Origin of the sequence: Pelagibacterium montanilacus (assembly GCF_003992665.1) — a bacterium.
Lineage (GTDB): Bacteria > Pseudomonadota > Alphaproteobacteria > Rhizobiales > Devosiaceae > Pelagibacterium > Pelagibacterium montanilacus.
Window position 1 is genome coordinate 48,246 of sequence record NZ_RZMX01000055.1, and the last position, 17,535, is coordinate 65,780.

Sequence of the window (17,535 nt, forward strand, 5' to 3'; positions counted from 1 at the left end):
AAGATGGCTCCGCTGTCAACATCTCATCGCGTGGGCACGAAAAAAGGCGACCCCGCAGGGTCGCCTCGAGTTCACAGAGCACGGGGAGGAGTTGATCCCGCGCCGGGGCGGCCGTTCCTCGCGGCCGTCCTGCGGCAGCCCCGCTTCACGCGTACCGATCAAAAGTGGCCGCCAGCCGGAAGGGAGTACCGGCGGCCAGTCCGATCAGAACGGAGAGTCGGGGAAGTAGTACTGCTCTGCGTTGTCCTGTGTGATGAGCGGCGCGCCCAGAATGTACTCGCCGGTCACCGGGCCGTTGGACATGAAGTGTGCAACCGTCACGTCCATGGCCGTCGCGATCATCGCGGGCGGATAGAGCACGTTGACCGGGATGAGCTCGGAGCCTTCCATGATCATGGCGATGACTTCCTTCATGCCCGCGCCGCCCACGATGAACATCTCGTCCTCGCGGCCAGCCTGCCGGACGGCTTCCATCACGCCGATGGCGATGTCGTCGTCCTGGGCCCACACGCCGTCGATATCGGGAAAGCGCGACAGGAAGTCCTGCATGACCTCGAACCCGTCGTCGCGGTTCCAGTTGGCGTGCGCGTCGTCGAGCACGTTGATGCCCGATCCCTCGATGGTGTCGATGAAGGCATTGAAGCGTTCGTCGTCGATCACGGTCGGAATGCCGCGCAGGATCACGATGTTATCGCCGTCACCCAGACGGGTCAGGAAGTATTCGCCCGAGACGCGGCCCAGTTCGGGGTTGTTGCCCGCCACATAGACGTCCTCGATGCCCTCCTGGGAGAGACCGCGGTCAACGACCGTGACGAACACGCCGGAATCCTTGACCTGACGGACCGGATCGGTCAGCGGCTCGGATTCGAACGGCAGCACGACCAGAGCGTCGATGTCGTGGATCGAAACCAGATCCTCGAGATCGTTGGCCTGCTGAGCCGGGCCGTCTGCCGTCACGAGAACGATGTTGAGGTCCGGATACTGCTCCTGCAGGCGCTGCTGAGCCTGCTCGGCGTGCCAGTTCAGGCCACCGGCCCAGCCATGGGTCGCGGCCGGGATCGAAACACCGATCGTCTGGGCCTGGGCAGCGCCGGTCAGCGCAAGCGCCGTACCCGCTGCGAGGGCCGCCAGTTTGGTTGAAAATCGCATGTGAGTTAAGTCCTCCTGGTCTGTGTGCGAGCCCTTTGGTCGGGCCGCTCCTCCTCCAGCGTCCGGGTCTTCCGCCCGCTGGTGTTACGCTCCGGTCTTCCGGCCCCTGAACAGGGACAGGCCGGCCAGATTTCCCCGTTGCAGCCACACGGCCGCAATGATGATGACGCCCTGAACCGCACCGTTGAGATAGTTGGAAATCACGTCGGTGAGGTTGAGGATGTTTCCGATGGTGGTGAGCATGATCGCGCCCACCACGGTGCCCCCGATCCGGCCGTAGCCGCCCTTGAGCATGGTGCCCCCGATGATCACCGCGGCGATCGCCTCGAGTTCCCAGAGCACGCCCGTCGAGGATGAAGCCGACCCCAGCCGCGGCACGTAGATGATGGTCGCCACCGAAACGCAGATCCCCTGGATCACGTAGGTCAGCGTCCGGACCCGGTCGACCTTGATCGCCGAGTAGCGCGCCACGACCTCGTTGGATCCGATCGCCATGCAATAGCGTCCGAATGCAGTGCGGTTGAGCAGCACCCAGCCAATGACCGAGATGACCGCAAAGACCAGCACCGGCACGGGCACGCCCAGCACGGAGTCGTAATAGATCGGCCGATAGACGCCGCGCACCTCGAAATCGAGCGAGAGCGTGCCCCCATTGGCGAAATAGGTCACCAGCGAGCGATAGATGCCCATCGTGCCCAAGGTCACGATGAAGGCCTCGATCCGCCCCTTGGTGATCATCACCCCGTTGAGCAGGCCCGCGAGCAGCCCGAGCAGCAGCGAGGCCGCGCACCCGATCACCACCGTCTGCACCCCGATCCCGAAGGTCTCGAGGCTTGCATTCATCGCAATGATCATCAGCCCCGAGATCACCGCCGCCATCGAGCCCACCGAGAGATCGATGCCCCCCGCCGTGATCACGAAGGTCGCGCCCACGGCAATGATGCCGATGAAGGCGGACCGCGTCAGCAGATTGGTTACATTGCCTTCCGAGACGAAGGCGGGATTGAGCAGGAACCCGAAGATGCACAGCGCGATCAGCGCCAGCAGCGGGCCCATGGTGTGAAAATCGATCGCAAAGCGGCGGCGTGCTGGCCGCACGCCCTCATGCGCTTGCTCGGTCATGTCTGCTCTCTCCCTTGAGACCGGCGGCATAGCGCATGATCTCGGCCTCGTTGATGTCCGCGCCCTCGAGCGTGCCCGTCTTGCGCCCTTCGCGCATCACGACCACCCGATGGGAAAGCCCGATCACCTCCTGCATCTCCGAGGAGACCACGATGATCGACTTGCCCTCTTTGGCGAGCGCGGCGATGATGTGATAGATTTGTTGCTTGGTGCCCACGTCGATGCCGCGCGTGGGCTCGTCGATGATGATGATCTCGGGTTCCGATTCCATCGCCTTGCCCAGCATCAGCTTCTGCTGGTTGCCGCCCGATAGCTGCCCCACCTTCACCGAGGCGTCGCGAGCCCGGATGTCGAAGCGGCGCGTGGCCCGATCCATGGCCTCCACTTCGCTCGATTCCACCAGAAAGCCATGCCGCATGTGGCGGTAGAGCGTCAAAAGGGTGAGGTTTGGCTGCAAGCCCACATTGAGAAGCAGCCCCCGCCCCTTGCGGTCCTTGGTCATGTAGACCATGCCCGATTTCACCGCCTGCCCGATCGAGGTGAAACTGACCGGTTCGCCCTTAAGGCGCACCGTGCCGGACCGGCGCTGCTCGAGCCCCACGATCGCTTCCATGACGGCCGTCCGTCCCGATCCGATCAGCCCGGCGAATCCCACGATTTCGCCGCGCCTGAGCGAAAAGCTCACATCGCGAATACCGGGGCCCTCGAGGCCCTCGACCTCGAGCACCAGATCGGCGTCCACGTCGGGCTCGTGCTTGGGCGGATAAAGGTTGGAAAGCTCGCGCCCCACCATCATCTCGGCGAGCACGTCGGCGCTTACATCGGCCTTGTCCACGGTCGCGATGTGCTGGCCGTCGCGCAGCACCGTGATGCGGTCCGACAGCGCCATGACCTCGTCGAGCTTGTGCGAGATGAAGACGATGGCCACGCCCTGGGCCTTGAGCCTTGCGACCTGCTCGAAGAAATACTCGGTTTCCGCCGGGGTCAGCACGGCTGTAGGCTCGTCCATGATCAGAACGCGCGCTTCGCGGCTGATGGCCTTGGCGATTTCCACCATCTGCTTGTCGGCCACCGAAAGCGTATTGATGCGCGCGGCAGGATCGATCTTGACGTGCAGGCTGTCGAGAATGCGCTGCGCCTCGACCTCCATGTCATTGCGGCGCAGGAACCCGAACCGCGTCCATTCGCGACCCAGGAATATGCTCTCGCTCACCGTCAGGTGCTCGGCGAGGTTCAACTCCTGATGGATGACCACGATGCCGATATTCTCGGCCTCGCCATTGGGCGGCAGAAACGTGGGCTGGCCATTGAGCATGACCGTCCCGGAGCTGGGACGCTCGAGCCCTGAGAGAATCTTGACCAGCGTGGACTTGCCCGCGCCGTTCTCCCCGATCAGTGCATGCGCTTCGCCGGCGCGGATATCGAAATCCACGCTGAACAGCACCGGCACCTCCCCGAAACTCTTGGAGATGCGACTGGCCGCAAGAATGTGCGCATCCGCGCGCGTCTCGGCCGAAGCCATCGCGCATCCTCCCTCTAGAGCGCCGGCAATTTCGCCTCGCGCATCCCCCATTTGATGCTGGTGTAAACCTTTTCATAAATCATGTAAAGGTTTACATCGGCGCCAATGTGTATAAATCTCGCTACGCATTCCGGCGCCGAGCACGACCCGGATTCGGCATTCTGGGAGGACCGCCGGGCTTGGCCAAGCCAGCGACAATAGAAGACGTCGCGTCCCTCGCGGGGGTATCGATCGCGACCGTCAGCCGTGCTTTGAACGAGCCCGGCAAGGTGGCCGACACCACGAGGCGCAAGGTCATCGCGGCCGTGGCCCAGACTGGCTATACGACCAATGCCATGGCGCGCAATCTGCGCACCCGCAAATCCAACATGATCCTGATTCTCGCTCCCGACGTGGGCGACCCCAACTTCTCCAACATTCTCGTGGGGCTCGAGACCGCGGCCAGCAAGCGCGGCTACGGCATTCTCATTGGCAACACCCAGAACGACCCGTCGCGCGAAACCGACTATCTGCGTTTTATCAGCTCCAACCAGGCCGACGGGCTCATCCTGCTGACCGGCCATCTGCCCTTCGGCCTCGCCGCCCAGAAGCCCGCCGTCCGCCTGCCGCCGATCGTGGCCGTCAACGAGCCCCTGCCCGATGCCGATATCCCCTTCGTGGGGGTGGACAATGTCGAAGGGGTGCGCACCGCTGCCGAGCATCTCATCAGCCAGGGCCATACCCGCATCGCCTTCCTGGGCAGGGGGGCAAGCGCCATCGCGCGCATGCGCGAAGCGGGATACCGCAAGGCTATGGAGGGGGCGGGGCTTAGGATCGATCCGAGCTTCGTGCTCGAATGCGAGGGCACGACCGAGGGCGGGCGGGGTGCGGTCGAGCGCATGTTCGTGCGTGACCGGCTCCCCTCGGCGTTCCTGTGCGTCAACGACGCCGCGGCGCTCGGGGTCATCATCTCGCTGAGCGCACGCGGCTACCAGCTTCCCCGGGATTTCTCGGTCATGGGGTTCGACGACATCAGCTATGCCAGCTTCGTCACGCCCCCGCTCACCACGATGAAACAGCCGCGCCATGATATTGGCGCGGCCAGTATGGATCTTCTGCTCACCATGCTCGAAGGCATCGAGCCCAGATCACGGCAGGTCCTGCTCCGCGCCGATCTGATCCTGCGCAATTCTGTGGCCATGCATCGGCGCTAGAGCGCTTACTGGGAAAGTGAAAACACTTTTCCTGTTCGGAAACGCGCCAGATCAGGACCGGGCGCGGCTATTCGCCTTCCACGGGCACCGGCACCGCCGCGTCGTCGGGATTGGAGGCAGGCGAACCGGCGGGCGCCGTCTCATCCAGGGTCTCGCCCGATTCGATGGTGGTTTCGGTCTCGGGCGTCACGGCGCTGTTGTACCAGAGCGCCACTGCAAAGCCGATCGCCACCAGCACGATGCCGATGATGAGCACGCGCAGGTTCATCTTGCGGCTGTTGCCTTGCCGCACCTCAGTTTTGGTCAGATCGGGCTTGTCGTCGGTCATCTCAAATCCTTGTTTCTAAAACATCAAAAAAACCCGCGATCGGCTCGCGGTCAGCCTCATAAAACGCATCCGGTCCCCGATCTGTTCCAGCGCCTCGCCCCAATGATGCGGACATCCATTGCCTCAAAAACAGGCAGGCTCGGAAAAGCGTTTAGTTTGCGGCCAATCCCGCTTGCGTCCGCCCAATTGTGACGACATAGTGTTTTTGTCCATTTGGTCCAATTTTGGCGCGCCATGACCCCGACCGGTCCCGACATGCTTCTATCGTTAAGGGGACTGAGCAAGTCCTTCGGGACATTCAAGGCCAACGACGCTGTCGATCTCGACATTCGCCCTGGCGAGATTCACGCCCTACTGGGCGAGAACGGTGCGGGCAAATCCACCTTCGTCAAGATGCTCTACGGAGCGCTCCAGCCCGATGCGGGCGAAATCGCCTGGCGCGGCACCCCCGTCGCCATCCCCAGCCCGGCCCATGCGCGCCAGCTGGGGATCGGCATGGTGTTCCAGCACTTCTCGCTGTTTGAAGCGCTGACTGTGGCCGAAAACGTCGCGGTCGCCTTGCCCGGCGACATTCCCTTGCGCAAGATCGCCAGCGATCTCGAACAGGTTTCGCGCGCTTATGGGCTGCCGCTCAGGGCCAATGCCCGGGTCTACGATCTGTCGGTCGGCCAGCGCCAGCGCATCGAGATCGTGCGCTGCCTGCTTCAGGAGCCGGACCTCGTCATCATGGACGAGCCCACTTCGGTGCTCACCCCGCAGGAATGCGAGGATCTGTTCGGCGTCCTGCGCAAGCTCGCCTCCGAAGGCAAGGCCATCCTCTATATCTCCCACAAGCTCGAGGAAGTGCGCGCCCTGTGCGAGCGCGCCACCATCCTGCGCCACGGCAAGGTCGTGGGATCGTGCATCCCCAGGGACGAAACCGCCGGCTCGATTGCCCGGATGATGGTGGGGGCCGACATCCACGAGGTGCGGCACGCCCGCGCCGAGATCGACCGGTCCGCCCCCCTGCTCTCGGTCAATGGCTTGTCGCTGCCCCCGCGCGACACCTTCGCAACCGCCCTTAAACGCATCAGTTTCGATCTCTACCCCGGCGAGATCGCCGGCATTGCCGGGATCGCGGGCAACGGGCAGAGCGAGTTGTTCGACGTCCTCTCGGGCGAAGAGACCGTCGCACGGGCCGACACGGTCAGCCTGCTCGGCGAGCCCGTGGGCACCCGCGACATCGCCGCGCGCCGGGCCATGGGCGCGGTCTTTATTTCCGAAGAGCGGCTGGGCCATGCCACGGTGCCCACCCTTGCCCTCTCCGAGAATGTCTTTCTCACCCGCCATTCGGTGAACCCCGGCCTGAGGCGGGGCCAGTTGCTTGACCGCGCCGCCGCACGGCGCGAGCTGGACCGGATCACCGAAACGATGGACGTGCGCAAGAGCGCGCCCGATCCGGCAGCCCAGTCCCTATCGGGTGGCAATCTGCAAAAGTTCATCGTCGGGCGCGAAGTGCTCGACGCCCCGAAAGTGATCGTGGTCAACCAGCCGACATGGGGCGTGGACGCGGGCTCGGCCGCCAGCATCCGCCAGACCCTGATCGATCTCGCCGCCGGCGGCGCTGCCGTGCTCGTGATCAGCCAGGACCTCGACGAGCTCTTCGAGATCGCCGACACGCTCGCGGCCATCGCCGAAGGCCATCTCTCGCCCTTCGTCCCCGCCTCCCAGACCGACCGCAACGCCATCGGGCTGAAGATGTCCGGGGTCGCCGGCGAGGAGCATCGCGCCTCATGATCCGCATCGAGCTGCACAGGCGGTCCAGCCCGTCCGCAACGCTGCGCCTGCTCTCGCCGGTGATCGGCCTGGCGCTCGCGGTCATCACCGGTGCGATCATGTTCTCGCTCATGGGCAAGAACCCCGCCACGGCCCTCTATATCTACTTCATCGAACCCTTGACCGAAGCCTGGTCGGTCCACGAATTGCTCATCAAGGCCGCGCCGCTGATCCTGATGGGGGCCGGGCTTTCGATCTGTTATCTCTCCAACAACTGGAATATCGGGGCCGAAGGCCAGTTCATCATGGGCGCGCTCGCCGGCTCGATCTTCCCGGTGCTCTTTACCGACTTCCAGAACCCTCTCGTGCTGCCGCTCATGATCGGCTTTGCCATGGTCGGCGGCGCGCTCTGGGCCGGCATTCCCGCCCTGCTCAAGGCCCGGTTCAACACCAACGAAATTCTCGTCAGCCTGATGCTCGTCTATATCGCGGAGCGGGTGCTCGACTATCTCGTGCGCGGCCCCTGGCGTAATCCGGGCGGCATGAACTTCCCCGAATCCGTGCGTTTCCACGACTTCGCCCGCATGCCCGAAATCCTGCCCGCCGACGGAAGGGCCAATATCGGCATCATCATCGCGATCGTGGTGGCCGTCGCCCTGTGGTTCATGCTCAGCCGCACGCTCAAGGGCTTCGAGATCCGCGTGCTGGGCACCAGCCCCCGGGCCGGGCGCTTCGCCGGCTTCTCGTCGCGCGGCATGGTGTTCTTCTCATTCCTCATCGCTGGCGCCTGCGCCGGGCTCGCCGGGATCATCGAAGTCGCCGGCGCCTCCGCGCAGCTCCGCCCCATCATCTCGCCCGGCTACGGGTTCACCGCCATCATCGTGGCCTTTCTCGGGCGCCTCAATCCGCTCGGCGCGATCCTTGCCGGCTTCATCCTCGCACTCACCTATCTCGGCGGGGAAGCCGCGCAGATTTCGTTGCAGGTTTCAGACAAGGTCTCCCGCGTTTTCCAGGGCGCCCTGCTGCTCTACATCCTCGCCGCAGATACGCTCGTCCACTACCGCATCCGCATTGCCGCGCGGCCCCGGGCCGACAAGCCCGATGTCCCGCGCCAGACGTCGGAAAAGGGAGCCTGAGCAATGGAACTGGCCCTCGCCGTCCTCGTCACCATCGTCACCGCCGCCACCCCGCTCCTGCTTGCGGCGACCGGAGAACTCGTCGTCGAGCGCTCGGGCGTCCTCAATCTCGGGGTCGAGGGCATGATGGTCATGGGCGCCGTCGGCGGGTTCCTCGCCGCCTATCTCTCGGGCAATCCCTTTCTCGGCATGCTCGCGGGCGTGCTGTTCGGCATGGGCATGGCGCTGCTCTTCGGCTTTCTCTCGCTCACCCTCGCCACCAACCAGTACGCCACAGGGCTTGCCCTGACCATCATCGGGCTGGGCCTCGCCTCTCTGATCGGGGAGCCCTTCGTGGGCCGAGCCGGCATCCGTCCGCCCCATCTCGATATCCCCGGCCTCTCCGACATCCCCTTTGTCGGCCCGCTGCTCTTTGGCCGCGATCCGTTCTTTTACATCTCGCTCGCGCTCGTCGCCGGCGTCGTCTGGTTCCTCTTTTACACCAAGCCCGGCCTCACCCTGCGCGCGGTGGGCGACAACCACCAGTCTGCCCATGCGCTGGGCATCAAGGTCCTGCGCTATCGCTATCTCGCGGTGCTGTTCGGCGGCGCCTGCGCGGGGCTGGCCGGCGCCCAGCTCTCGCTGGTATACACCCCCCAATGGTCCGAGAACATGACCGCCGGGCGCGGCTGGATCGCGCTGGCGCTGGTGGTCTTTGCCTCCTGGCGCCCGATGCGCGTGCTCGTGGGCGCCTATCTCTTCGGCGCAGTTTCGATCGGACAGCTCCATGCTCAGGCGCTCGGCATCCCCATCCCCTCACAGGCGCTGACGGCCCTGCCCTACGCCGCGACCATCGTGGTGCTGGTCATCATCTCCCAGAACCGGCGCCTGACCATGATCAACACCCCGGCCTCGCTGGGGAAAAGTTTCGTGCCCGACCGCTGATCGGCCGAAGAAAACAAAACCAAGAGACGAACCCAAGGAAGGATCACACCATGAAAAAGACACTCCTCGCGCTGCTGGCCGCCGGCACCGCCCTCAGCCTGCCAACCGCAACGCCGGTTCTCGCCCAGCAGGACACGGCCGAAGCCTGCTTTGTCTATGTCGGCTCGCGCACCGATGGCGGCTGGAGCCAGGCCCATGACATGGCCCGCATGGAAGTCGAAGAGCATTTCGGTGACGCGGTGACCACCACCTTTGTCGAGAATGTCGCCGAGGCGACATCGGAAGGCACCATCGAGCGCCTTGCCCGCTCGGGCTGCGACATCGTCTTCACCACCTCTTTCGGCTTCATGGACCCCACCCTCGCGGTCGCCGAGCGCTTTCCCGACGTCAAGTTCGAGCACGCGACGGGCTACAAGACCGCCGACAACATGAGCGCCTACAATTCGCGCTTTTATGAAGGTCGCTTCATCCAGGGCCAGATTGCCGCGAGCATCTCGGAAACCGGCACTGCGGGCTACATCGCCTCGTTCCCGATCCCCGAAGTGGTCCAGGGCATCAACGCCTTCCTTCTGGGCGCCCAGTCCATCGACCCCGAGTTCTCGGTCCGGGTCGTGTGGGTGAACTCCTGGTACGATCCGGGCGCGGAAGCCGACGCCGCGCGCGTTCTGATGGATCAGGGCGTGGACGTCATCACCCAGCACACCGATTCCACCGCCCCCATGCAGGAAGCGGCCTCGCGCGGCATCAAGGCCTTCGGCCAGGCCCTCGACCAGATCGAGGCGGGCCCGGAAACCCAGCTCACTGCCATCATCGACAGCTGGGGGCCCTACTACATCCGGCGGCTCGAGGCCGTGCTCGACGGCACCTGGGAGAGCGAGAACATCTGGGACGGCCTTGAATCGGGCATCCTGACCATGGCGCCCTACACCAACATGCCCGATGACGTGGCCGCGCTGGCCGCCGAGACCGAGGAAGCCATCAAGGCCGGCGATCTCGTCGTGTTCTCGGGCCCGATCAACCGTCAGGACGGCACCGAATGGCTGGCCGAGGGCGATGTCGCCGACGACGAGACCCTGCTCGGTATGAACTTCTACGTCGAGGGCGTGGACGACCAGCTCCCCGAATAACCTCAGACCGATCCCGGCATGGGGCGGCGGCAGCGATGCCGCCGCCCTTTGCTTTACGGCTTGACCCGTCCCGGATTTGCCCCGACCCTTTCCTGTCCACCAAGCCAGCGGTATCCTCCATGACCGACACAGCCACCCTCGCAAGGATGATCGCCGCCGGTCGCGGGACCGAGCCGGCCGATCTGGTTCTCAAAAACGTCCGGCTGCTCGACGTCATCACCGGCGCGGTCACCTCCACCGACATCGCCATCGTCGGGGACCGGATCGTGGGCACCCACGGCAGCTATTCGGGCAGGACCGAAATCGATGCACAGGGCCGCCACGCGGTCCCCGGCTTCATCGATACGCACCTGCACATCGAATCCTCGCTGGTCACCCCCTTCGAGTTCGACCGCTGCGTCCTGCCCTGCGGGGTGACCACCGTGATCTGCGATCCCCATGAAATCGCCAACGTGCTCGGGGCCGACGGCATCCGCTATTTCCTCGATTGCGCCGAGCGCACGGTCATGGACATCCGGATCAACCTCTCGTCCTGCGTGCCCGCCACCGCGTTCGAGACCGCCGGCGCCCGGCTCGAGATCGAAGACCTGCTGCCCTTTGCCGATCATCCCAAGGTCATCGGCCTCGCCGAAATGATGAACTTCCCCGGCGTCATCAACGCCGATCCCGGCATCCTCGCCAAGCTCGCGGCCTTCCAGGGCCGGCACATGGACGGCCATGCGCCGCTCCTGCGCGGCATGGACCTCAACGCCTATCTCGCCGCCGGCATTCGCACCGATCACGAGGCCACCACCGCCGAGGAGGCCCGCGAAAAGCTCGCCAAGGGCATGGCCATCCTCATTCGCGAGGGGTCGGTCTCAAAGGACCTCGAGGCGCTGGCCGAAATCCTCGACGAGAACACCTCCAGCTTCGTCGCCCTTTGCACCGACGACCGAAATCCCCTCGACATCGCCGAGGAAGGACACCTCGATTCCTCCATCCGGCGGCTGATCGCGCGCGGCTGCCCGCTTCACCACGTCTACCGCGCCGCCTCCCATTCGGCGGCCCGCATCTTCGGGCTCACCGATCGCGGACTGCTCGCCCCCGGCTGGCGCGCCGATATCGTGCTGCTCGATGATCTCGAGACCTGCGCGGTCCATGACGTCGTCACCGCCGGCCGCCGGGTGACCCCGGAGATATGGGCCGCGCGCCCGACCGTCGACCCCGTGGGGCTCGGATCGGTCAAGGCCCGGCCGGTATCCCCGGCGGCCTTCACCGTCGCGGCCCGACCCGACCGCAACGAAGTGCCGGTCATCGGCGTCAAACCCGGCCTCATCCTCACCTATAGGGAATCGGCGACGCTTTCGTCGGGTCCGGACGGGCTCCTCGCGGACACCGATGCGGACGTCATCAAGCTGGCGGTCGTCGAGAGGCACGGCATCAACGGCAACATCGCGACCAGCTTCGTCACCGGCTTCGGGCTCAAGCGCGGCGCCATCGCCTCCTCGGTCGGCCATGACAGCCACAACATCACCGTCGTGGGCGCCAGTGAAACGGACATGGCCTCGGCGGTCAACCGGCTGATCGAGATGGGGGGAGGCTTTGCCGTCGCCGACAACGGGGCCATCACCGCCGAGTTGGCCCTGCCCATCGCCGGGCTGATGAGCACCGAACCGTTCGAGGCCGTCACCCATGCGCTCGAGAACCTGCGCGATGCGGCCAAGGCGCTGGGATGCACCCTGCCCGAGCCCTTCCTTCAGGTCGCGTTTCTGGCCCTTCCGGTCATCCCGCACCTCAAGATGACGGACCGGGGACTCTTTGACGTTGACGCGTTCGATTTTCTGGAATGATGCCCTCAAAAAGCCATGGGCCAATCCCCATGTGTAGGCCATGGACGCAAGCAAGGACCGCACCCGACTCGAACGCCTGTTCATCCGCCTGGAAAAGCGCTTTCCACGCGTCGGACGGGCGATCTATGTCCTGCGCCAGCCTTGGGCCATGCTGATCCGGATTCCACTGGGCCTGCTGCTGGTCGCCGGTGGCCTCTTGGCCTTCCTGCCGATCCTTGGCGTCTGGATGCTCCCGCTCGGCCTGCTGCTTCTGGCCATCGACCTGCCGTTCCTCCAGCACCCGGTCAACAGCACGGTCATAAACGGCCAGCGCCGCTGGACCCTCTGGCGCCGCCGCCGCCGCGCCTGAGCGACAGCGTCTGGCGCTTCAGCGCAAACGCCGACACCACCCCTTCGCCTCCCCGGTGCAAACCGTGGGCCAGCCGCATCATAGCTTCAGCCCAGATGCCATTCCCCAGCCCATACCCCCCATTGACGGGAGGGATGGGGAGGGGTGAGCAGCGCCAGTCCGGACCCCGGCCCTAGAGCATATCCTGTTCTGATTGAATCAGAACAGGAGCTCTAAGTCTTTGATTTGTCGCGTTTCCGAACCGGAAAAGTGTTTCCACTTGTCCTGGAAACGCTCTAGCTGGCCTTGAGCTGCAGCCGGCTCGCATGCAGCAGTGGCTCGGTATAGCCCGAAGGCTGGCTGGTGCCTTCGAGCGCCAGCGCCAGCGCGGCCTTGAACGCGATCGAGGATTCGGGATCCACCGCCATCGGGCGGTAGAGCGGATCGCCCGCGTTCTGCTTGTCCACCACAGCAGCCATGCGGGTGAACGTCGCGACCACCTCGTCCTGGGTCACCACGCCGTGCCAGAGCCAGTTGGCAATCGCCTGGGAGGAAATCCGGCAGGTCGCGCGATCTTCCATCAGCCCCACATTGTTGATGTCGGGCACTTTCGAACAGCCAACCCCCTGATCGACCCAGCGCACCACATAGCCCAGGATGCCCTGGGCGTTGTTTTCCAGCTCGCGCCCGATCTGCTCGCGCGAAAGCGTCGAGGTGTCGAGCACCGGCATCGAGAACAGCTCCTCGAGCGGCGCCACGGCCTCGTTGTGCCGCCGCTTCTGGGCCGCGAACACGTCGATCTGGTGATAGTGGATCGCGTGCAGCGTCGCGGCCGTCGGCGAGGGCACCCAGGCGCAGTTCGCACCCGAATTGGGATGGCCGGTTTTCTGGGCCATCATATCGGCCATGGCGTCGGGCTTGGCCCACATGCCTTTCCCGATCTGCGCCTTGCCCGAGAACCCGCACCCAAGCCCGATCACGACGTTCCGGTCCTCATAGGACCCGATCCAGCGTTCGGCCTTGATCTGATCCTTGAGCAGCACCGGTCCGGCTTCCATCGAGGTGTGGATTTCGTCGCCCGTACGGTCGAGAAAGCCGGTGTTGATGAAGAACACACGCTCGCGTGCCGCATGAATGCACGCCTTGAGGTTGGCCGAGGTGCGGCGCTCCTCGTCCATGATCCCGATCTTGATGGTGTTGTGCGCCAGGCCCAGGATCTTTTCGACTTCACCAAAGACGTTGCAGGCAAACAGCACCTCGGTCGGCCCGTGCATCTTGGGCTTGACGATATAGATCGAGCCGGTCCGCGAATTGCCCTGGAGCTTGAGATCGTGCATGGCGCAAAGGCTGGTCACCACCGCATCCATCAGCCCCTCGCCGATCGGCTGGCCCTCGGCGTCGAGAATGGCATCGGTGGTCATCAGATGCCCGACATTGCGCACCAGCAGCAGCGCCCGGCCCTTGAGCGTCAGCTCCGATCCGTCCGGCGCGGTATAGGTCCGGTCCGGGTTGAGCCGGCGGGTGATCGTCTTGCCGCCCTTCTCGAAGCTCTCGGCAAGGTCGCCCTTCATCAGGCCCAGCCAGTTGCGATAGACCCCGACCTTTTCCTCGGCATCGACCGCCGCCACCGAATCCTCGCAGTCCTGGATCGTGGTCAGCGCGCTTTCGAGCACCACGTCGGCGAGGTGCGCGGGATGGCTCTTGCCGATATCGCTGGCAGCATCCACCACCAGTTCCGCGTGCAGCCCGTTGTGGCGCAGGACGATCGTCGTCTTGTCCCCCGCAATGGCATAGCCGACGAAGGCATCGGGGTAGGCCAGCTTGGCCCGCCCGTCCTGGCTCTCGATCATCAGCCGCGCCTCTGCCCCGCCGGTGTCCACCCCATAGCGGGTGACCGCGCCGTGTTTCACACCCAGCAGCGGGAACGCCTCGTCGAGAAATTCCGCCGCGCGCGCAAAAACCGCGTCCCCGCGCGCGGGATTGTACGCCTTGCCCGGCGCAAGCTCGCCCTCGGTCGGGATCACGTCGGTGCCATAGAGCGCATCATAAAGGCTGCCCCAGCGCGCATTGGCGGCATTGAGCGCATAGCGCGCATTGGACACCGGCACCACGAGCTGAGGCCCGCAGATCGAGGCGATCTCGGGGTCGAGGTTCTCGGTCTCAATCTCGAAATCGGACGGCTCGTCCTCCAGATACCGGATCTCGCGCAGGAAGGCCTGATAGGCGTCCGGGTCCTTGGCCACCGGCCCGTTGGCGCGGTGCCAGTCGTCGATCTGCTGCTGCATCTTGTCGCGAATGTCGAGCAACTCGCGATTGCCCGGCATATAGGCCGCAACCAGCTCGGCCACTCCCGACCACAGGGTATCGGACGCCACGTCCAGCCCCGTGAGCGCTTCGTTCTCCACGAAATCGGCGAGCTGGCTGTCGATCTTCAGCCCCGCGCGTTCCACATAAGTGCTCATCGGCCTGCTCCTTGAGATGGTTTTCAAACCTAACTGGCACCACCCGTCACCGGTGCCAAGCCATTGCGCAACGGGCTTCCGCCATGCGGAAACGCGCATGGCTCCCCTGGCGCGAACGGCCGATGCTCAGGTCCCCGGCCGCGCCTTGGCCGGCCGGCCCGCCACATAGGTCTCGACCACCGCCCGGTCGTCCCCGCAGGTCTGGAGGAGGAACAATTCCTCAGAGAGCGTTTCCACCTGCTCCATCTTGAGCGCCATCGAGGGCGTCGCCCGCGCGTCCAGCACCACGATATCCGCATCGGCTTGCGGCGCGAGAACCCCGATCGTGTGCTCGAGCGAAAGCGCCCTGGCATTGCCCAGCGTCATCATGAAGAAGCTCTCGATCGGCGAAAGCCGCTGGCCCTTGAGCTGGAGCACCTTGTAGCCCTCGTCGAGCGTGCGAAGCATCGAATAGCTCGTGCCCCCGCCGATATCGGTCGCCACCCCGATGCGCACATTCCCCTTCTGCATCCGCGCCCGGTCGAAAAGCCCCGAGCCGATGAAAAGGTTCGATGTGGGACAGAACACCGCCACCGATCCGGTCTCGTAGAGCATCTCGATTTCCCGGTCCTGCATGTGGATGCAGTGCCCCAGAAGCGTCTTGGGCCCGAGCAGCCCGTAATGCTCGTAGATGCCCACATAATCGGGAAGGTTGGGATAGAGCTCCCTCGCAAACGCGATCTCGCCGACGCTCTCGTTGACGTGCGTCTGGATATAGGCGTCGGGAAACTGCCGCGCCAGATCCTGGCTCATCTCGAGCTGCTCGGGGCTCGAGGTCAGCGCGAACCGGGGGGTGATGGCATAGTGCAGCCGCCCCTTGCCGTCCCACTTCCTGAGCAGCGCCAGGGTCTCGTCATAGCCCGTCTGCGGCGTATCGAGCAGCCCCTCGGGCGCGTTGCGGTCCATCATCACCTTGCCGGCGATCATGCGCATGTCGCGCCGCTCGGCCTCCGCAAAGAACGCTTCCGCAGAAGCCGGATGCACCGTGCAATAGGCCGCCGCCGTGGTCGTCCCATAGCGCACCAGCTCGTCGAAGAACGCCGAGGCGATACGCGCCGCATGCCCGGCATCGGCAAAGCGCTGTTCCTCGATGAAGGTATAGGTGTTGAGCCATTCCAGGAGGTCCTTGGCATAGGACCCCACCACCTGCATCTGGGGATAGTGGATGTGGGTGTCGATGAACCCCGGCATGATCAGATGCGGCCGGTGATCGATGACCTCGGCACCCGGCGCGGCGAGCATCAGCGCCGGGGACCACTCCCCCACCGAAACGATGGTGCCGCCCTCGACCAGCACCGCCCCGTCCTCGATATAGCGGTACGAACTGTGATCGTCGGGCCCGTTGGGCTCATCGAGAAAGGTCAGCACCCGCCCGCGCAGGATTGTCTTGCCTAAAGCCACCCTCTGCCCCGCACGTTCTGATACCACGTCACGACCAGCATCCGCTCCTCCTCGGTCATCAGCGAGACATTGCCCGGCGGCATCGCATGGCTGCGCCCGGACTGGATATAGATCGGATGCGCGTATTGCGCGATCTGCTCGGGCGTTTCCAGCATCACGTTCTTGGGCGGGCTCTGCACCCCGTCCCAGAACGGCTCTGCCGCATGACACATCGCGCACCGTCCCTGGATCACGTTGGACACCTCCTCGAAATGCGCCTCGTCCATGAACCGCAGCGCCGCCTCTGACGGCATCTCCATGCCGCCCCCGATCCTGGGCCCGCTCGAGAGCCAGATGATCAGGATAAACAGCACCGCCGAGGCGCCCCAGGTCCAGTGCACATGCCGGCCGGTGGAATGCATGGTGTTGAAATAGTGCCGGATCAAAACCCCGATAAGAAAGATCAGCCCCGCGATCGCCCAGGCATGCTCGGTGGCATAGGCCAGCGGATAATGGCCCGAGAGCATGAAGAACAGCACCGGCAGGGTGAGGTAATTGTTGTGCACCGAGCGTTGCTTGGACTGTGCGCCCAGCGCCGGATCGGCGGGCAGCCCGGCCTTGAGCGCGGTGACGATCTTCTTTTGGTTCGGGATGATGATGAAGAACACGTTCCCCGACATGATCGTAGCGGTAAACGCCCCCATGTGCAGGAACGCCGCCCGGCCAGAGAAGACCTGCAGATAGCCCCAGCCCATCACGACGAGGATGAAGAACAGCACCACCATCAGCCCGTTCTGGCTCTTGCCCAGAGGCGATTTGCAGAGCTGGTCATAGGCAACCCACCCCACCGCCAGCGATCCTGCCGACAGCGCGATCGCCGCCCAGACCGGCAGGTCCATCACCGTGCGGTCGATCAGGAACAGATCGGCGCCCGCATAATAGACGATCGCCAGCATGGCGAACCCGGTCAGCCAGGTCGCATAGCTTTCCCATTTGAACCAGATCAGGTGCTCGGGCAGGCCCGGCGGCGCCACCACATATTTGTTGATGTGGTAGAACCCGCCCCCATGCACCTGCCATTCCTCGCCCAGCACCCCCTCGGGCAAATTGCCATGCTTTCTCAGGCCCAGATCGAGCGCAATGAAATAGAACGACGAACCGATCCAGGCGATACCCACGATCACATGGGTCCACCGCATGGCAAAGCTCAGCCATTCCCAGAAAATCGCGAAATCGGTCAC

Annotated in this window: 14 protein-coding genes; 7 read left to right on the forward strand and 7 right to left on the reverse strand. The window is 64.5% G+C overall.

The window, feature by feature from the left end:
- Positions 1 to 204: 204 nt before the first annotated feature.
- The 3 genes from EO136_RS15530 to EO136_RS15540 all read right to left on the reverse strand — a co-directional run bounded on the left by EO136_RS15530 (position 205) and on the right by EO136_RS15540 (position 3,793).
- Positions 205 to 1,149 (reverse strand): substrate-binding domain-containing protein, encoded by a 945-nt coding sequence (locus tag EO136_RS15530; protein WP_127145305.1) that lies wholly within the window; start codon positions 1,147 to 1,149, stop codon positions 205 to 207.
- 84 nt (positions 1,150 to 1,233) lie between these two features.
- Complete coding sequence (locus EO136_RS15535) at positions 1,234 to 2,271, reverse strand: ABC transporter permease (protein ID WP_127145306.1); 1,038 nt, start codon at positions 2,269 to 2,271, stop codon at positions 1,234 to 1,236.
- Positions 2,252 to 3,793 (reverse strand): sugar ABC transporter ATP-binding protein, encoded by a 1,542-nt coding sequence (locus EO136_RS15540; protein ID WP_127145307.1) that lies wholly within the window; start codon positions 3,791 to 3,793, stop codon positions 2,252 to 2,254. Before EO136_RS15540 ends, EO136_RS15535 begins: the two co-directional genes overlap by 20 nt.
- Positions 3,794 to 3,972: 179 nt before the next feature.
- Between EO136_RS15540 and EO136_RS15545 the strand changes: the two genes are divergently transcribed.
- Positions 3,973 to 4,986: a LacI family DNA-binding transcriptional regulator gene (locus tag EO136_RS15545; RefSeq protein WP_127145308.1), complete on the forward strand. Its 1,014-nt coding sequence runs from the start codon at positions 3,973 to 3,975 to the stop codon at positions 4,984 to 4,986.
- A 67-nt stretch (positions 4,987 to 5,053) separates the two neighbouring features.
- Here the strand turns inward: EO136_RS15545 and EO136_RS15550 are convergent, their stop codons facing one another.
- Positions 5,054 to 5,314, reverse strand: a complete 261-nt coding sequence (locus EO136_RS15550) for a hypothetical protein (RefSeq protein WP_127145309.1) — start codon at positions 5,312 to 5,314, stop codon at positions 5,054 to 5,056.
- A gap of 255 nt (positions 5,315 to 5,569) precedes the next feature.
- Between EO136_RS15550 and EO136_RS15555 the strand changes: the two genes are divergently transcribed.
- The 6 genes from EO136_RS15555 (at position 5,570) to EO136_RS15580 (ending at position 12,434) form a co-directional block, all read left to right on the forward strand.
- The gene (locus EO136_RS15555; RefSeq protein ID WP_246018407.1) at positions 5,570 to 7,090 is read left to right on the forward strand and encodes an ABC transporter ATP-binding protein; all 1,521 of its coding nucleotides are present in this window, start codon (positions 5,570 to 5,572) and stop codon (positions 7,088 to 7,090) included.
- Complete coding sequence (locus EO136_RS15560) at positions 7,090 to 8,205, forward strand: ABC transporter permease (RefSeq protein ID WP_127145394.1); 1,116 nt, start codon at positions 7,090 to 7,092, stop codon at positions 8,203 to 8,205. The genes EO136_RS15555 and EO136_RS15560 overlap by 1 nt, the downstream gene beginning before the upstream one ends.
- Before the next feature lie 3 nt (positions 8,206 to 8,208).
- Positions 8,209 to 9,129, forward strand: coding sequence for an ABC transporter permease (locus EO136_RS15565; RefSeq protein WP_127145311.1), 921 nt, complete (start codon positions 8,209 to 8,211; stop codon positions 9,127 to 9,129).
- Between the two features lie 50 nt (positions 9,130 to 9,179).
- The gene (locus EO136_RS15570) at positions 9,180 to 10,256 is read left to right on the forward strand and encodes a BMP family ABC transporter substrate-binding protein (protein ID WP_127145312.1); all 1,077 of its coding nucleotides are present in this window, start codon (positions 9,180 to 9,182) and stop codon (positions 10,254 to 10,256) included.
- 119 nt (positions 10,257 to 10,375) lie between these two features.
- Positions 10,376 to 12,085, forward strand: a complete 1,710-nt coding sequence (gene ade / locus EO136_RS15575; protein WP_127145313.1) for an adenine deaminase — start codon at positions 10,376 to 10,378, stop codon at positions 12,083 to 12,085.
- Positions 12,086 to 12,125: 40 nt separating this feature from the next.
- Positions 12,126 to 12,434: a hypothetical protein gene (locus tag EO136_RS15580; protein WP_127145314.1), complete on the forward strand. Its 309-nt coding sequence runs from the start codon at positions 12,126 to 12,128 to the stop codon at positions 12,432 to 12,434.
- A 275-nt stretch (positions 12,435 to 12,709) separates the two neighbouring features.
- Here EO136_RS15580 and EO136_RS15585 read toward each other — a convergent pair whose 3' ends face one another.
- The 3 genes from EO136_RS15585 to EO136_RS15595 form a co-directional block, all read right to left on the reverse strand.
- On the reverse strand, positions 12,710 to 14,875 hold the full coding sequence (locus EO136_RS15585) for a malate synthase G (protein ID WP_127145315.1): 2,166 nt from the start codon (positions 14,873 to 14,875) through the stop codon (positions 12,710 to 12,712).
- 126 nt (positions 14,876 to 15,001) lie between these two features.
- Complete coding sequence (guaD, locus tag EO136_RS15590; RefSeq protein WP_127145316.1) at positions 15,002 to 16,315, reverse strand: guanine deaminase; 1,314 nt, start codon at positions 16,313 to 16,315, stop codon at positions 15,002 to 15,004.
- On the reverse strand, positions 16,306 to 17,535 hold the full coding sequence (locus EO136_RS15595) for a urate hydroxylase PuuD (RefSeq protein ID WP_127145317.1): 1,230 nt from the start codon (positions 17,533 to 17,535) through the stop codon (positions 16,306 to 16,308). Before EO136_RS15595 ends, guaD begins: the two co-directional genes overlap by 10 nt.

What these genes read in the sequence shown, in the direction of transcription:
- EO136_RS15530 (WP_127145305.1), bottom strand. Translation starts at nt 1,149, where the DNA reads ATGCGATTTTCAACCAAACTGGCGGCCCTCGCAGCGGGTACGGCGCTT.
- EO136_RS15535 (WP_127145306.1), bottom strand. Translation starts at nt 2,271, where the DNA reads ATGACCGAGCAAGCGCATGAGGGCGTGCGGCCAGCACGCCGCCGCTTT.
- EO136_RS15540 (WP_127145307.1), bottom strand. Translation starts at nt 3,793, where the DNA reads ATGGCTTCGGCCGAGACGCGCGCGGATGCGCACATTCTTGCGGCCAGT.
- EO136_RS15550 (WP_127145309.1), bottom strand. Translation starts at nt 5,314, where the DNA reads ATGACCGACGACAAGCCCGATCTGACCAAAACTGAGGTGCGGCAAGGC.
- EO136_RS15555 (WP_246018407.1), top strand. Translation starts at nt 5,570, where the DNA reads ATGCTTCTATCGTTAAGGGGACTGAGCAAGTCCTTCGGGACATTCAAG.
- EO136_RS15565 (WP_127145311.1), top strand. Translation starts at nt 8,209, where the DNA reads ATGGAACTGGCCCTCGCCGTCCTCGTCACCATCGTCACCGCCGCCACC.
- EO136_RS15570 (WP_127145312.1), top strand. Translation starts at nt 9,180, where the DNA reads ATGAAAAAGACACTCCTCGCGCTGCTGGCCGCCGGCACCGCCCTCAGC.
- ade (WP_127145313.1), top strand. Translation starts at nt 10,376, where the DNA reads ATGACCGACACAGCCACCCTCGCAAGGATGATCGCCGCCGGTCGCGGG.
- EO136_RS15580 (WP_127145314.1), top strand. Translation starts at nt 12,126, where the DNA reads ATGGACGCAAGCAAGGACCGCACCCGACTCGAACGCCTGTTCATCCGC.
- EO136_RS15585 (WP_127145315.1), bottom strand. Translation starts at nt 14,875, where the DNA reads ATGAGCACTTATGTGGAACGCGCGGGGCTGAAGATCGACAGCCAGCTC.